The sequence below is a fragment of the Christiangramia echinicola DSM 19838 genome (assembly GCF_000423065.1).
GTDB classification, from domain to species: domain Bacteria; phylum Bacteroidota; class Bacteroidia; order Flavobacteriales; family Flavobacteriaceae; genus Christiangramia; species Christiangramia echinicola.
In genome coordinates this window covers 878047-893721 of sequence record NZ_AUHG01000010.1, presented here as the reverse complement: position 1 = coordinate 893721, position 15675 = coordinate 878047, and the positions used below count along the sequence as shown (strand labels likewise).

Below are 15675 nucleotides of genomic sequence, written 5' to 3'. Positions count from 1 at the left end.
AAAATTCTGTTATCCGGATTAATATAAGAAATAAAGGGTGAGATCTCCGTAAAAATTCACTTTCAAAGATAATTAAAAAAGCCTCTTCCGATTGGGAAAAGGCTTTTGAAAATCTTTTATGTTAAGGTCTTGCTTAATGATTAAGCTCCTCTTCTCCTTCTTGTAAAGGTGTGGTTTGAGTTACAAAATCCTGTCCTTTGATCACATACTCTCCATCTTCACCGGTCTTAGAATAATCATATGGCCAACGATATACAGAAGGTATCTTACCTGGCCAGTTTCCGTGGACATGCTCTACTGGAGTAGTCCATTCCAGAGTATTTGATTTCCATGGATTCTGAACAGCTTTCTTTCCGAAGAAAATAGAACCAAAGAAGTTATAAAGGAATACTAACTGAATCAATGCCGTGATAATTGCAGCAACCGTGATAATCACATTCACATCTGCATAATCATCAAAATACGGGAAGTTAGTATTTGTATAATAACGTCTTGGAAGTCCGGCGATACCAATAAAGTGCATTGGGAAGAAAACTCCGTAAGCACCAACCGCCGTTACCCAGAAGTGGATGTAACCAAGATTCTTATTCATCATTCTACCAAACATCTTAGGGAACCAATGGTAAACACCGGCAAATAATCCATAAAGTGCAGAGATACCCATTACCAGGTGGAAGTGAGCTACTACAAAGTAAGTATCGTGAACGTTAATATCTAAAGTAGAATCCCCAAGGATAATTCCTGTAAGACCACCAGTAATAAAAGTAGATACAAGACCGATGGAGAATAACATTCCCGGGTTCATCTGTAAATTACCTTTCCATAAGGTAGTGATATAGTTAAATGCTTTTACCGCTGAAGGTATCGCAATCAATAATGTTGTAAAGGTAAATACCGATCCAAGGAATGGGTTCATACCGGAGATAAACATATGGTGACCCCAAACAATTGTTGAAAGGAAAGCGATCGCTAATATAGATGCAACCATCGCACGGTACCCAAAAATTGGCTTACGTGAGTTAGTAGCAATAATTTCTGAAGTGATACCAAGGGCTGGTAGAAGTACAATATATACCTCAGGGTGACCAAGGAACCAGAATAAATGTTCGAATAATACAGGGGAACCTCCCTGGTGACTTAATACTTCTCCCTTGATAAAGATATCACTAAGGAAGAATGAAGTACCAAAACTACGGTCCATGATAAGTAACAGCGCTGCAGAAAGTAGTACCGGGAACGATACAACCCCAATTATAGCAGTTACAAAGAATGCCCAGATAGTTAGTGGAAGTCTTGTCATAGACATCCCTTCTGTTCTTAGGTTGATCACAGTAACGATGTAGTTAAGTGATCCTAATAATGAAGATGCAATAAAGATCGCCATTGAAACTAACCAAAGGGTCATCCCTGTTCCAGAACCACTAATAGCTTCTGGTAAAGCACTTAATGGTGGATAGATCGTCCAACCGGCCATTGCAGGTCCAGACTCAACGAATAGAGATGCAAGCATGATTACACTGGATAAGAAAAACAACCAGTAAGAAACCATGTTCAGGAATCCCGATGCCATATCACGTGCACCAATTTGCAACGGAATTAATAAGTTTGAGAACGTACCACTTAAACCAGCAGTAAGTACAAAGAATACCATGATGGTACCGTGGATAGTAACCAAAGCAAGGTAAATACTTGGAGACATTACTCCGTCTGGAGCCCATCTGTCACCTAATAATGCTTCAAAAACCCAGAAAGATTGTTCTGGCCAGGCTAGCTGGATACGGAATAGGATCGACATAGCGATACCAATAACTCCCATAATTAACCCGGTAATAAGATATTGCTTGGCAATCATCTTATGATCCTGGCTAAAGATATACTTCGTTATAAAAGTTTCTTTATGATGATGTCCGTGATCGTCGTGGTGATCGTGTGCCGGTGCTGTTGCAATTGCTGACATATCTCTAATGCTTTTTCTTAAAATTGTTCTTTATCTAACTATTCTACTACTGCTACTGCATCAACTTCCTGAGAAGAATTTTCAGTATCGTTTTCTCCTTCTGCATCATCGTTACCTTCCATATTTTCAGGAGTGCCAACTCCAGCGGTATCTTCAGGTCTATCAACATTTTCACTACTCTCTTCCATTGTGCTGCCAAAAGTAGGCTGCTCCTCTAACCATGCATTGAAATCTTCTTCAGACTCAACTATGATCTTCATTTGCATATTATAATGGGCCTGCCCACATATCTTATTACAAAGTAAGAAATAGTCGAATTCATAAGAATCAAGGGTTGGTTCTCCCTGAGCTCTCAATTCTTCATTTTTTTCGTTTCTCTCTTCATTCACACTCTTCACTTTATCTACCATGTACTCACTTTCTCTCATCTCTTCAGTAGTGATAGTTGGAGTGAATCCAAATTGAGTGATCATCCCAGGCACAACATTCATTTGTGCTCTAAAGAATGGGAAATAAGCGGAATGTAATACATCCTGAGAACGGAATTTAAATAGTACCGGCTGACCGACAGGTAAATGTAATTCGGTTACGATCTTATCATCTTTACCGTATGAATCAGATTCATCTACACCTAACTGGTTAACACCTTCAATAAAACGAACATTCGCCTTACCTAAAGTATTGTCTTCACCAGAGTATCTAGCTCTCCAGTCGAACTGGTATGCATAAAGTTCAATAACCATAGGGTCTTCATCTTCGTTAACATTCATAATGTCACTCCAGGTGAATAATCCGTAGATAATCAGACCTGCAAGGGTAATTACCGGAATAATGGTCCAGATAAACTCTAACTTGTCATTATCTGCATAGAATAATGCTTTTTGAGTTTTCTTCCCTTTGTATTTATAAGCGAAGTAGTGTAATAATCCCTGGGTGATGATCTGTACGAACATGATCAACCCAATAGAGATGAACATTAAAGTATCATATTCCCCTCCATGTTCAGAAGCTGCTTCAGGCAAATAGAATCTACCATACTCCCAGAAACAGTAAACGGTAATTACATAAAGGAAAATCACGAACGCCAACATCAATATCCCATGCAGGTGATTATCCTTATCATTTGCAACCTGGGAAGTATCGGCATCGGGTCTCTTAGATAACTGAAATATCTTAGAGATCTGCCAACCTGTAACGGCCAGAAGTGCTAGTACTATGATTACTAAAAATACGGTCATTTTATAAGTTCTTCTTTAAACAATCAATCTTTATTAATAATGGTAATGCTTACTTTCCTTGATAAAAGGATTCCCTTTAACCAATAACGGCGCCTTAGTTAGCGAATTGAATACAACAAAGGTAAACAAGCCTCCAAACAATAACATGGCACTAATTTCAGGAATTCCAATAAACCATGACTCTCCAACAGTTGCAGGCATCACCATCACGTAAACGTTAAGGTAATGACCACATAAGATCACAATACCAGTCATAATAACAAACCAGTTCACTCTCTTATAATCACTATTCATTAATAGTAATACCGGGAAAAGGAAGTTTGTGATCAACATTCCGAAGAATGGTAATTGATAATCTTCCATTCTCTGGATAAAGTATACTACCTCTTCAGGGATATTTGAATACCAGATAAGCATGAACTGTGAGAACCAAAGGTAGGTCCAGAAAATACTGATCCCGAACATGAACTTAGCAAGGTCATGAATATGACTGTCATTCACGAATTCAAGATATCCTCTTGACTTAAGGTATATACTGATAATGGCAATTGTTGTAATACCAGAAACAAATAAGCTGGCAAACACGAACCATCCAAATAATGTACTAAACCAGTGCGGATCTAAACTCATTATCCAATCCCATGACATCATAGATTCAGTCACGATAAAGAATACCAGGAATCCTGCAGAAAGCTTAAAGTTCTTTTTGAAAATTCTATTATCGGTCGCATCATCCATCTTGATAGAATTCTTTCTAAGCAGATGTCTGAAGAATATCCAACCACCCAGATAAATAGCCGCTCTAATAAGGAAGAAAGGCACATTTAAATAAGCTGTCTTATTCTGAATAATTTCATCATGTGCAACTACTTCAGGATCCATCCAGACGAATAAATGGTTCATATGAAGTCCTGAAAGCACTAATAATACAAATACTATAATACCTCCTGGCAATAAGTATGCGGTAATTGCTTCCATAACTCTAAAAAGTACTGGAGACCATCCTGCCTGAGCAGCATATTGTATTGCGTAAAAAGCAAGTACTCCAAGTGAAATCATAAAGAAAAAGAAAGCAGCAACATAAAGTGCAGCCCATGGCTTATTCTGTAACTGGTGCAGAATATGCTCATAGTGCTCATCGTCATGAGAAGCTTCTTCTCCATGACCAGCTTCGGCACCATGATCTGCAGTGGCAGATGATTCTGAATGCATTTCAGCATTGTTCCCTCCAGGAAGTTGCTCTACATTCACTTTTTCGGTTTCTTCGCCAGCATGTTCTTCTCCATGTTCACCATGAGAAGCCATCATTTCCTTGACATCCTCTACGGTTTCCGGTGCAGCGATGAATCCATACATGAGACCTATTGCGCCAACAATCATAAATATGAATGCTGTTAATTTTAATTTACTGGATAGCGTATACATATCGATAGATCTAAATCTTTATTCTTGAGTTTCGGTTTGGTTGTTCTCGGTAGCCTGCTCATCTTCTACATCACCCGCATCTTCATAGATATTGGCATCGGCTCTTGAAGGAAGAAGTTGAGTCTGTTCATCAGTCTCTTCTTCGTAAGCTCTTTCCGGCTTTCCTTCCAACTTATCTTTAAGGCTCATCACATAGTGATCTATCTGCCAACGTTCTTTAATTGAAGTTTGAGCAGCATAAGAACCCATGTTATTGATCCCGTAATACATTACGTGATAAGTACTACCCTCTGTAATTGCACGACCGGCATCATCATAAGATGGAATACCAAGAATCTTTTCTCTTTCAACCAAAATTCCCTTTCCATCACCTTTATCTCCGTGACAAACTGCACAATAAATAGTATAAAGTGATTTTCCTTCAGCCAGGTTATCCTGGGTATAAGGAAGTGGATTGCTCAAATTAGTTTTTGCTGCCTCATATCCCTGTGCATTATTTTCATAATCATAAGGCATCCATCCTCGCGGAATAGAACCTTCTACAGGTAATTTAGCTTCCTGACCTTTTTCGAACACCTCGTACTCACCATAAGTTTCGTAACCTACAGATTCGTACATATCTGGCATGTACTGATAGTTTGGATCTTCCTTGTCCTGACAGGATACAACTGCAAAGCCAAGCAAACAAAATCCTATAGTTTTATGGAATAAACTTCTCATTATCACTATTATTATTCTATTAATTTAATTTCAGATGCTCCGGTCTTATATAAAAAGTCCGTTAGGTCATCTATATTATGATTGGCAGCATCTACCTCCATAAGAAAAACATCATCTGTAGTTCTTACATCTGGATTTTCAGCTTTTTTGAATGGCCATAATCTACTTCTCATATAAAAAGTAATTACCATAAGGTGAGCTGCAAAGAATACAGTTAATTCGAACATAATAGGCACAAATGCCGGCATGTTCTGGATGAAACTGAAACTTGGTTTACCACCAATATCCTGTGGCCAGTCTTCGATCATGATAAAATTCATCATTGCAACTGCTACACATAGACCAACTAAACCATACATAAATGAAGTGATGGCCAATCTGGTTGGAGCAAGCCCCATTGCCTTATCTAGTCCGTGAACCGGGAATGGACAATAAATCTCACCAATATGATAGCGTGCTTCACGAATCTGCTTTACAGCTTGTAAAAGCAGATCGTCATCTCGGTAAATAGCGTGTAATACTTTAGATGCCATCCTGATTATTTATTTTTTAGTTTGTTAGCCTGAGCAACCCATCCTTCTCTATTCGCTTCGATAGGGAAATTCTCGATCACTTCATCAAGCAATTCAAAATCCTGTTCTGTCAACTTACTTACCTGGTCAAAAAGGTAAATTCCAACCTGGTGCAAATGCTGCTGTAATAATGGTCCAACATTCTTAAGTTTCGTAAGATCATCTGCATCCTGCTTAGCTGGATCGTAAGTTCCAATTCTACCAAGCATTTCATCAATACGGTCTTTCATCACTTCTGAAACAACCATACCGTCTGCGTTCACAGTATCCTCATGATCATGATCTGATTCATTTTTCGTAGTATGCTCAGTATCTTCAATCTTATTATGAATACCGGTTTCGTCATTCATCTTAGGATCTCTACCTACTGCCTGAGGATCATAATGAAGTGCATCATCACCATGCTCAGCTCTTAATTTTTTATACTTATCTCCGGAAGCCTTCAATATAGTTTTCACCTCAGCCTGTGCGATCACCGGGAACGAACGTGCGTAAAGAAGGAATAATACAAAGAAGAATCCAATAGTACCAATGAAGATTCCAATATCTACAAATGTTGGCGAGAACATCGTCCATGAAGATGGAAGGTAATCACGGTGAAGTGAAGTCACGATAATTACAAAACGCTCAAACCACATCCCGATGTTTACAACGATCGATATAAAGAAAGAGAACATGATACTTGTACGTAGTTTCTTGAACCACATGAACTGTGGTGAGAACACGTTACAGGTCATCATACTCCAGTATGCCCACCAGTAAGGTCCGGTAGCCCTGTTAAGGAATGCATACTGTTCGTATTCCACTCCCGAGTACCAGGCGATAACCAACTCGGTAATATATGCAGTACCAACAATAGAACCTGTGATCATGATCACAATGTTCATCAATTCTATATGCTGAATAGTAATATAATCTTCAAGGTTAGAAACCTTTCTCATAATGATAAGCAGGGTGTTAACCATGGCAAATCCAGAGAAGATCGCACCCGCAACGAAGTAAGGAGGGAAAATGGTGGTATGCCATCCCGGTATTACCGAAGTTGCGAAGTCAAAAGATACGATGGTGTGTACAGAAAGTACAAGTGGTGTTGCTAGACCTGCAAGAACCAGAGATACTTCTTCAAAACGCTGCCAGTCTTTAGCACGTCCACTCCATCCAAATGATAATATTCCGTAAACTCTTTTTGTAAAAGGCGTAATTGCTCTATCACGAATCATCGCGAAATCTGGAAGTAATCCTGTCCACCAGAAAACAAGGGAAACAGAAAGATACGTAGAGATCGCAAATACATCCCAAAGAAGCGGTGAGTTAAAGTTCACCCAAAGAGATCCAAACTGGTTAGGAATTGGAAGTACCCAATATGCCAGCCATGGACGCCCCATGTGAATTAATGGGAAAAGACCCGCCTGCATTACAGAGAAAATGGTCATAGCCTCTGCAGACCTGTTAATTGCCATTCTCCACTTCTGGCGGAATAAAAGTAATACGGCAGAAATAAGGGTACCGGCGTGACCAATACCTACCCACCATACGAAGTTGGTAATATCCCAGGCCCAACCTACTGTTTTATTTAATCCCCAGGTACCTATACCTGTAGAAATTGTGTAAACTATACATCCAACACCCCAAAGAAAGGCAACAAGTGAGATAGCAAAAACTATCCACCAGGTTTTATTAGCCCTTCCTTCAACCGGAGCAGCAACATCAACAGTCACATCGTGATAGCTTTTGTTCCCGGTAACTAGAGGCTTTCGTATAGGTGCTTCGTAATGAGACATATCCTTATCTGATTGATTCTTAGTTATTCGTTATATTAAGCTTCGGTTGTATTTCTAACTTTTGTCTGGTACATCACATTTGGTTTTGTACCTACATACTCAAGCAGATGATACATCCTGTCATCATTTTTCTTTTCAAGAATTTTTGAGTCCTCGTTATTCACATCTCCAAAGACCATAGCTCCTTTATCACAAGCTGCGGAACAAGCGGTCTGGAATTCACCATCTTCGATCGTTCTACCTTCACGCTTGGCATCAAGTATCGTCTTTTGAGTTTTCTGAATACACATAGAACATTTTTCCATAACCCCTCTTGAACGTACTGTAACATCTGGGTTAAGCACCATTCTACCAAGGTCATTGTTCATGTGGTAATCAAATTCATCGTTCTGTGCATAGTTGAACCAGTTGAAACGACGAACTTTATAAGGACAGTTGTTTGCACAATATCTTGTACCAACACATCTATTATAGATCATTTGGTTTTGACCCTGTCTACCATGTGAAGTTGCCGCTACAGGACAAACAGTCTCACAAGGAGCATGGTTACAGTGCTGACACATTACTGGCTGGAATACAACCTGAGGATTATCAGCTGGTTGCTCAAGCTCTCCGAATTCAGAAAGTGAACTACCCAGGCCACCAATATTTTCTTTTTTCTCAAGATCGTTCGTAAAAGTGTCTTCAGAAGAGAAATAACGATCTATACGCAACCAGTGCATATCTCTGGATTTCCTTACTTCTTCTCTACCAACAACAGGAACGTTATTTTCAGAGTGACAGGCGATCACACATGCACCACAACCTGTACAGGCATTTAAGTCTATACTCAAGTTGAAATGAGGACCGGTAGATCTGTCAAAACTTTCCCAGATATCAACATCTGGAGAAGTAACCGGAGTTTCCTGGTGATCTAAAGAAACTTCAGGAACGTGATTCCAAACATGAGCATCTTTAGTATTAAATATTTCAAGGCTGGTTTCCTTGATAATATCACCTCTACCCATTAAGGTATTATGCAGCTGAACACATGCAAATTCATGCACTCCCGCAGCTTTCTCAATTTTTACTTTTTGTACTGAACTAAAGTTCTTATACAAAGGATAAGCATTAACCCCAGTTTGCATTTCTTCCTGAATTCCCGCTTTTCTACCATAACCAAGCGCAAGACCAACAGATCCTTTCGCCTGACCAGGCATGATATAAACCGGCACATTCTGAACTACAGTATCACCAACGCTAAGGTTTACATAACTTCCGTTAAGACCTCCATTAGCAACATTTTCATTTTCCAACCCAAGTTCTTCAGCATCAGCCTTAGAAACAGTTACATAGTTATCCCAACTCGCTCTTGAAAGAGGATCTGGCAATTCCTGCAACCATGGGTTATTAGCCTGCTGACCGTCACCGATCGCAGTATTTGTGTAAAGAGTCAATTCAAATCCTTCACCTTCCATTTCGTCCATATTGAATGAAACTGAAGAAGAACCAGAATTTGCTGAAGCCGGCAGCGCAACAGGAGAAGAAGCTTCAAATACTCCATCATGAAGTACCTCGCTCCAGTTTCTGTCACCTAATCCACCAGACCAGGTCTCTTTAATATATTCGTAATAAGAAGAATTGTTATCAGACCATCTTAAAAGTGTATCCTGAAATTGTCTAGTATCAAACAATGGTCTTATTGTAGGTTGCATTAAACTGAAAGACTTTTCAGAAAACTGAATATCTCCCCAGCTCTCCAAATAATGTGGAGTAGCAGCTACGTATTTACTTAATTTTGAAGTCTCATCGGTTCTTGTAGCGAAATCCACTACAGTTTCAACCTGCTTAAGACCTTCTGCGAATTCCTTACCGTTTGGAAGTGTATGAACTGGGTTTAGACCAGCGATCAACAGAGCACCAACACTACCATTATTCATATCTTCAACCAACTGAGCAACTTCCCCGGCATTACCCTGACGGATAACTCTAGCATTTGAAGTATCCATCACTCGGCTACCAAGAGCCTCGTTGATCTCTAATGCCCAAGATTGAGCCTCATCATCTGGAATTCCACAAACAACCACAGCACCACTACCGGCCTGCCTTAGTTGTCTTGCAGCTTTTACCACCGCATCGTCAACACTTGCAGGAAGATCACTAGTAGAAGAACCACCAGCTACATAACCTCTTAATGCCGACATCACAGCTTTTTGCTGAGAAGGCTTTAAAGGAACACGTTTATCTGCGTTTGCTCCTGTAAGAGACATATTAGACTCAAACTGAATATGACGAGACATATCGCCATTTTCAGGAATTCTTGTTTTTGCAAAGGCAGCATCATATCCACCACCCTGCCAGTCTGCAAGAAAATCTGCACCTACACCAACTACGGTCTTAACTTTCGAGAAGTCATAGTTAGGCAATGCACGTCTTCCATATTTTGACTGGAATGCATTTAAAGCAGCATCTTCTGAAACTGTATCATACACTACGTGACGAACATTTCCATATTTAGAAGAAAACTCCTGAATAAGTTTTGAAGTTGAAGGACTGGCAAATGTTTGCGTTAAAAGAACAATTTCTCCACTTGCATTCTCTAGGGCAGTTCCAACCTCACGGTCAAACTCCTCCCAGGAAACATTTCTACCTTCAATCATTGGGCGTTTCACCCTTTTTGTATCATACAATGAAAGTACCGAAGCATGAACACGAGCATTAGCACCGCCTTTAAACTTCGAAAGATCATTATTCTCGATCTTGATTGGTCTACCCTCACGAGTTTTTACTAAAACGCTAGCGAAGTCGAAACCATCAGCAATCGTAGACGCGTAATAATTCGCGATTCCAGGAACAATCCTTTCAGGTTGTACCACATAAGGAATAGATTTTACCACCGGGCCCTCGCAGGCAGCCAGTGATGCCGCTGCTGTACTGAATCCAACATACTTAAGGAAATCTCTTCTTGAAGTTTTAGAATCTCCAAGATTTTCTTTATCCCCAAGAAAGTCCTCTACAGGGATTTCCTCAGCGAATTCCTTCTGTTGGAGCGTCTCAACAACAGAGCTGTTTTCATTTAGCTCTTCAACACTTTTCCAGTATTTCTTGTTTGATGACATATTATATCTAGATATTAGCTTCTTAAATTATACCTGAATTCCAGGATTTTAATAGTGACACTTACCACATTCCAATCCGCCCATCTGAGCAGCAGTAAGCTCTTCTACACCATATTTTTTCGATAACTCCTCGTGGATCTTTTCGTAATACTCATTCCCCTCGATCCTGATATTGGTTTCACGGTGACAGTTAATACACCATCCCATAGTTAAAGGAGCATTTTGATATACGATCTCCATCTCTTCGATTGGACCATGACATTTCTGACATTCGATCCCAGCAACTGTTACGTGTTGAGAGTGGTTAAAGTAGGCGAAATCTGGAAGATTATGAATACGAACCCATTTCACAGGCTTCTCCTCACCAGAATATGTTCTGGAAGCAGGATCCCATCCGGCTGCATCATATAACTTCGCGATCTCTTTATCGTAAAATTCTTTTGAATATTCTTCAGTAGCAGTTTCAGGAGCAACTTCAGAAATAGATTTATGACAATTCATACAAACGTTAAGCGATGGAATTCCTGAATGCTTAGACGTTCTAGCAGAAGAGTGACAGTACTTACACTCGATCTGGTTATCACCGGCATGGATTCTGTGAGAATAGTGTATCGGCTGTATTGGCTGATACCCTTTATCTACACCTACCTGCATCATCCAGCCATAAGCGAAATACCCCACGGCTAAAAGCACAAATATCGAACTTACCAGTACAAGGAATTGATTCTCAACAAATGCTTTATAGATTGGCTTTCTCTTTGGTTTTTCAGGAATCACAATTCCAGAGGCATCAGCAAAGTTTCTAAGCGTTTTATTAACTAAAAACAAAACCACCAGAAGTATCGCTAATACAAAAACGAGGATCCCCAGGATCACATCTGTAGAAACTCCTCCAGATCCTCCTGCAGCACCAGCCTCTCCAGCAGCCCCACCAGCCGCAGCTTGTGGTTCTGGCTTAGGCTGTTCCACATAAGCCAGAATATTATCTATATCCCCATTACTTAGTTGCGGAAATGCAGGCATAGCTGTTTGCCCCCATTCATTATAAACCTCATTTGCCTCAGAATCACCACTAGCGATTAAAGCAGCAGAATTCTTCACCCATTCATGGATCCATTCCATGTCACGTCTATCTGTCACACCATTAAGAGCAGGACCAATAGAGTTTGAATATGGCTTATGACATGAAGCACATAGAGAATTAAACAATTCTTTACCCGCAGCAGGATCCCCTAGACCTGAACCACCAGCATCTGCAGCTGCAGTCTCCTGTCCCGCTTCAGCCTGGGCAGTCGTGTCTTGCGCCGCCTGAGCTTGCGAAAACCCGGATAGGGTGAATGTAAATAAAAATGCTACGCTTAATAGTAGTTGTCGCGAAGTTGAATGGCGGAAAATCACCTTTTTCATATTATAAGTTCGATTAACGTCTAAACTTTGGTACGGTTTTTACACTCAGTATTTTAGGGCTAAAAACCTAAAAAGGTACCTTTAAATTCAGGCACAAAAGTAATACTTATAGACGATTTTAGGAATGTTACATAAGTGTTAATGGTTAATTTATATTAGTTCTAAATAATAAATTACAACCTGTTTAAGTTATTTAATTTTACATTTGTCAAAAAGCCAAAATACTATGAGAAAACCGAAATCCCTGCTTCTTTTAGCTTTCACTGCTTTTCTGTTTATTTTTAACCAGGAAATGAGCGCCCAACAAGGGAACGTGAACATTCAACAAAACAAGAAGATAGATAAATTAATGGAAGTGAAAACCGAGTTGAATGAGAACAATAAAATTGGTGATCGCTACGTGATTCAGTTATTTTATGGTGATAACGGCGAAGCCAATGAAGTTATTCAGAAATACAGAAACCTTTACTCATATAGCTCACAGATCACTTATGAGGCTCCAAACTATAAAGTATGGATAGGAAACTTTAGAAATCGCCTGGAAGCAGATAGAGCTTTGCTAAAGATAAAAGAAAATTTCCCGGCAGCATTTATTCCGAAGCCACAGAGAAAATAATTTAAAATATATATCAAAAAAAAAGCGACTCATTTCTGAGTCGCTTTTTTATTATATGAATTTTAAATCTATTTAGATTTAAGAGTTTTCTTAACCTCAACTTCTCTGAAGGCCTCAAGAACATCTCCCTCTCTAATATCATTGTAGTTCTTAACCTGCATACCACAATCGTAACCTTTTTTCACTTCTTTCACGTCATCTTTAAAACGTTTAAGTGAAGCAAGCTCTCCTGTGTACACAACCACACCATCTCTAATAAGTCGTATACCAGCACTTCTGTAAATAGTACCAGAAATAACCATACAACCTGCAATGGTACCGATCTTGGATATCTTGAAGGTCTCTCTGATCTCTGCTGTACCGGTAATCTCCTCCTTCAATTCTGGAGAAAGCATACCTTCCATCGCATCTTTAAGATCGTTGATCGCATCGTAGATGATCGAGTAAGTTCTGATATCAATTTCTTCTTTATCGGCAACCTGTCTTGCATTTCCAGCAGGACGAACGTTAAATCCAATAATTACGGCATCAGAAGCAGAAGCCAATAACACATCACTTTCTGTGATCGCACCAACTCCTTTATGTATAATATTCACCTGGATCTCTTCAGTAGAAAGTTTCTGGAAACTATCTGTTAAAGCTTCCACAGAACCATCCACATCACCTTTAAGAATAATGTTCAATTCTTTAAAGTCTCCAAGTGCAATACGTCTTCCAATTTCATCAAGCGTGATGTGACGTTGAGTTCTAACATTTTGCTCACGTTGTAACTGAGTACGTCTTGAAGCAATATCTTTAGCCTCACGTTCGTCTTCCATCACCTTAAAGGTATCACCCGCCTGTGGCGCACCATCAAGACCAAGTATCGAAACAGGGGTTGAAGGACCAGCTTCTTTAACATCGTTACCACGCTCATCTTGCATAGCCTTCACCTTACCACTATTTCTACCGGCAAGTACATAGTCTCCAACCTTAAGTGTACCAGCCTGTACAAGTATCGTTGCTACATAACCTCTACCTTTATCAAGGAAGGCTTCCACAACTGTACCCTTGGCAAGTTTATTTGGATTTGCCTGCAATTCAAGGATCTCAGCTTCAAGAAGCACTTTTTCAAGTAATTCTTTCACTCCAGAACCTGTTTTTGCAGAAATATCATGTGATTGAATCTTACCTCCCCAGTCTTCTACAAGAAGATCCATGGCGGCAAGTTTTTCTTTAATCTTTTCTGGATTCGCAGTTGGAAGATCAGACTTGTTAATTGCGAAAATAATTGGAACTCCGGCAGCCTGTGCGTGAGAGATCGCCTCTTTTGTTTGAGGCATCACATCATCATCTGCAGCAATTACAATAATCGCGATATCTGTCACCTGAGCACCACGAGCACGCATCGCCGTAAAGGCTTCGTGACCCGGTGTATCCAGGAATGCTATTTTTTGTCCACCTTCGAGTTTCACCCCGTAAGCACCAATATGCTGTGTAATCCCACCACTCTCACCTGCGATAACATTCTCTTTACGAACATAATCCAGAAGGGATGTTTTACCGTGGTCAACGTGACCCATTACAGTTACAATTGGAGCTCTTGTTACAAGATCTTCAGGATTCTCTTCTACCTCTTCAACTGTTTCTTCAACATCTGCAGTTGTAAATTCAACCTCATACCCAAATTCATCAGCTACTATACTTAAAGTCTCTGCATCAAGTCTCTGGTTCATGGTAACCATCATACCTAGAGACATACAGGCTGAAATAATCTTGGTAACGGGCACATCCATCATAGTTGCTACCTCACTTACAGTTACGAATTCTGTAACTTTCAGGATCTTTTCATCAGACTCCTGTTGCGCAAGATCGTCTGCAGAACGCTGTCTGTGTTCGTCTCGTTTTTGTCTTCTATATTTCGCTCCTTTTCCTTTAGAAGATTTCCCTTGAAGTTTTTCAAGTGTTTCACGCACTTGTTTTTGCACTTCTTCCTCAGTAGGCTCCTCTTTAGTAATAGGTTTACTTCTTTTTCTTCCAGCTCCAGCGCCTGTACCTTTAACACGAGGTCCACCGCCTCCACCTTTTACATCTTTACTGATGCGGCGACGACGTTTTTTACGCTTATCCTTATCATCTTTCTTATCATCCTTTTTCTCATCCTTCTTCTTAACAGGCTTTTTGAATTGAGATAGATCGATCTTTTTACCAGTGAAGTTAGGACCACTAAGTTTTGTATACTTAGTCTCTATAGTACTGGAAACCTCTTCCTTCTCCTCCTCTTCAGCAGCAGGAACATCAGCTGCCGGAGCAGCCTCCTCTTTCTTAGGCTCTTCCTTCTTCGGCTCCTCTTTCTTAGGCTCAGGCTTCTCCTCTACTTCTTTAGGCTTTTCCTCTTTTTTCTCTTCAGCTTTTGCTGCAGGCTTTTCAGGTTGCTTAGTCTCTTCAGCTTCTTTGACAGGTTCTTCAGCTGGAGTTTCTTTAGCTTCTTCTTTAGGGGCGACTGGCTCTTCTTTCTTCGGCTTTTCACCAGATTTATTATCTAAATCTATTTTACCGACAGGCTTAAGGCCTTCAAGTTTTGCTTTAGACGAAACAGCTTCCTCTTCAGCTTTACGTTTCTCCTCTATTTCCTTGCGAAGCTCTTCCTTCTCCTTCTTTCTCTCTTCCCCAACTTCTTTGGAAGCCCTCTTCTTACTCTTGTCGGTTTCGAACTCGTCAGAAAGCACCTCGTAGATTTCTCCCGAGATCTTGGTAGTTGGACGTGCGTCTATCTCGTAGCCTTTGGAATTAAGAAATTCCACAGCCCTGTCTAACGAGATATTGAACTCACGTAGAACTTTATTTAATCGCGTTGTTTTCGCTTCTGCCATAAATTGCCC

General features: G+C 40.0%; 10 protein-coding genes. 1 reads left to right on the top strand and 9 read right to left on the bottom strand.

Going from position 1 to position 15675, the window contains the following annotated elements; translation table 11 throughout:
• Positions 1 to 133: 133 nt before the first annotated feature.
• The 8 genes from G530_RS0104645 to G530_RS0104610 are packed head-to-tail and all read right to left on the bottom strand — an operon-like array spanning position 134 to position 12198.
• A complete protein-coding gene (locus G530_RS0104645) occupies positions 134 to 1957 on the bottom strand; it encodes a cytochrome c oxidase subunit I (protein WP_026933421.1) in 1824 nt (607 codons plus the stop codon).
• 38 nt (positions 1958 to 1995) lie between these two features.
• Positions 1996 to 3195 (bottom strand): cytochrome c oxidase subunit II, encoded by a 1200-nt coding sequence (locus tag G530_RS16550; protein ID WP_035715778.1) that lies wholly within the window; start codon positions 3193 to 3195, stop codon positions 1996 to 1998.
• Between the two features lie 33 nt (positions 3196 to 3228).
• Positions 3229 to 4620: a hypothetical protein gene (locus tag G530_RS0104635; protein ID WP_026933420.1), complete on the bottom strand. Its 1392-nt coding sequence runs from the start codon at positions 4618 to 4620 to the stop codon at positions 3229 to 3231.
• A gap of 18 nt (positions 4621 to 4638) precedes the next feature.
• Positions 4639 to 5340, bottom strand: a complete 702-nt coding sequence (locus G530_RS0104630) for a c-type cytochrome (protein ID WP_026933419.1) — start codon at positions 5338 to 5340, stop codon at positions 4639 to 4641.
• Between the two features lie 11 nt (positions 5341 to 5351).
• Entirely contained in the window at positions 5352 to 5873 is a 522-nt protein-coding gene (locus G530_RS0104625) for a DUF3341 domain-containing protein (RefSeq protein WP_026933418.1), read from the bottom strand.
• A gap of 5 nt (positions 5874 to 5878) precedes the next feature.
• Entirely contained in the window at positions 5879 to 7693 is a 1815-nt protein-coding gene (gene nrfD, locus G530_RS16545) for an NrfD/PsrC family molybdoenzyme membrane anchor subunit (protein WP_084519388.1), read from the bottom strand.
• A 35-nt stretch (positions 7694 to 7728) separates the two neighbouring features.
• The gene (locus tag G530_RS0104615; protein ID WP_026933417.1) at positions 7729 to 10791 is read right to left on the bottom strand and encodes a TAT-variant-translocated molybdopterin oxidoreductase; all 3063 of its coding nucleotides are present in this window, start codon (positions 10789 to 10791) and stop codon (positions 7729 to 7731) included.
• A gap of 48 nt (positions 10792 to 10839) precedes the next feature.
• Positions 10840 to 12198 carry a c-type cytochrome gene (locus G530_RS0104610; RefSeq protein ID WP_026933416.1) on the bottom strand — a complete coding sequence of 453 codons (1359 nt, stop codon included), beginning with the start codon at positions 12196 to 12198 and terminating at the stop codon, positions 10840 to 10842.
• 226 nt (positions 12199 to 12424) lie between these two features.
• Between G530_RS0104610 and G530_RS0104605 the strand changes: the two genes are divergently transcribed.
• Entirely contained in the window at positions 12425 to 12814 is a 390-nt protein-coding gene (locus tag G530_RS0104605; RefSeq protein ID WP_026933415.1) for an SPOR domain-containing protein, read from the top strand.
• 68 nt (positions 12815 to 12882) lie between these two features.
• On the opposite strand, the gene infB is transcribed toward G530_RS0104605, so the two are convergent.
• Positions 12883 to 15666 (bottom strand): translation initiation factor IF-2, encoded by a 2784-nt coding sequence (gene infB / locus G530_RS0104600; protein WP_026933414.1) that lies wholly within the window; start codon positions 15664 to 15666, stop codon positions 12883 to 12885.
• Positions 15667 to 15675: the final 9 nt, after the last annotated feature.

Bases quoted from the DNA above. Each gene is read 5' to 3' on its own strand.
- G530_RS0104645 (WP_026933421.1), bottom strand. From the start codon at position 1,957: ATGTCAGCAATTGCAACAGCACCGGCACACGATCACCACGACGATCAC.
- G530_RS16550 (WP_035715778.1), bottom strand. From the start codon at position 3,195: ATGACCGTATTTTTAGTAATCATAGTACTAGCACTTCTGGCCGTTACA.
- G530_RS0104635 (WP_026933420.1), bottom strand. From the start codon at position 4,620: ATGTATACGCTATCCAGTAAATTAAAATTAACAGCATTCATATTTATG.
- G530_RS0104630 (WP_026933419.1), bottom strand. From the start codon at position 5,340: ATGAGAAGTTTATTCCATAAAACTATAGGATTTTGTTTGCTTGGCTTT.
- G530_RS0104625 (WP_026933418.1), bottom strand. From the start codon at position 5,873: ATGGCATCTAAAGTATTACACGCTATTTACCGAGATGACGATCTGCTT.
- nrfD (WP_084519388.1), bottom strand. From the start codon at position 7,693: ATGTCTCATTACGAAGCACCTATACGAAAGCCTCTAGTTACCGGGAAC.
- G530_RS0104615 (WP_026933417.1), bottom strand. From the start codon at position 10,791: ATGTCATCAAACAAGAAATACTGGAAAAGTGTTGAAGAGCTAAATGAA.
- G530_RS0104610 (WP_026933416.1), bottom strand. From the start codon at position 12,198: ATGAAAAAGGTGATTTTCCGCCATTCAACTTCGCGACAACTACTATTA.
- G530_RS0104605 (WP_026933415.1), top strand. From the start codon at position 12,425: ATGAGAAAACCGAAATCCCTGCTTCTTTTAGCTTTCACTGCTTTTCTG.
- infB (WP_026933414.1), bottom strand. From the start codon at position 15,666: ATGGCAGAAGCGAAAACAACGCGATTAAATAAAGTTCTACGTGAGTTC.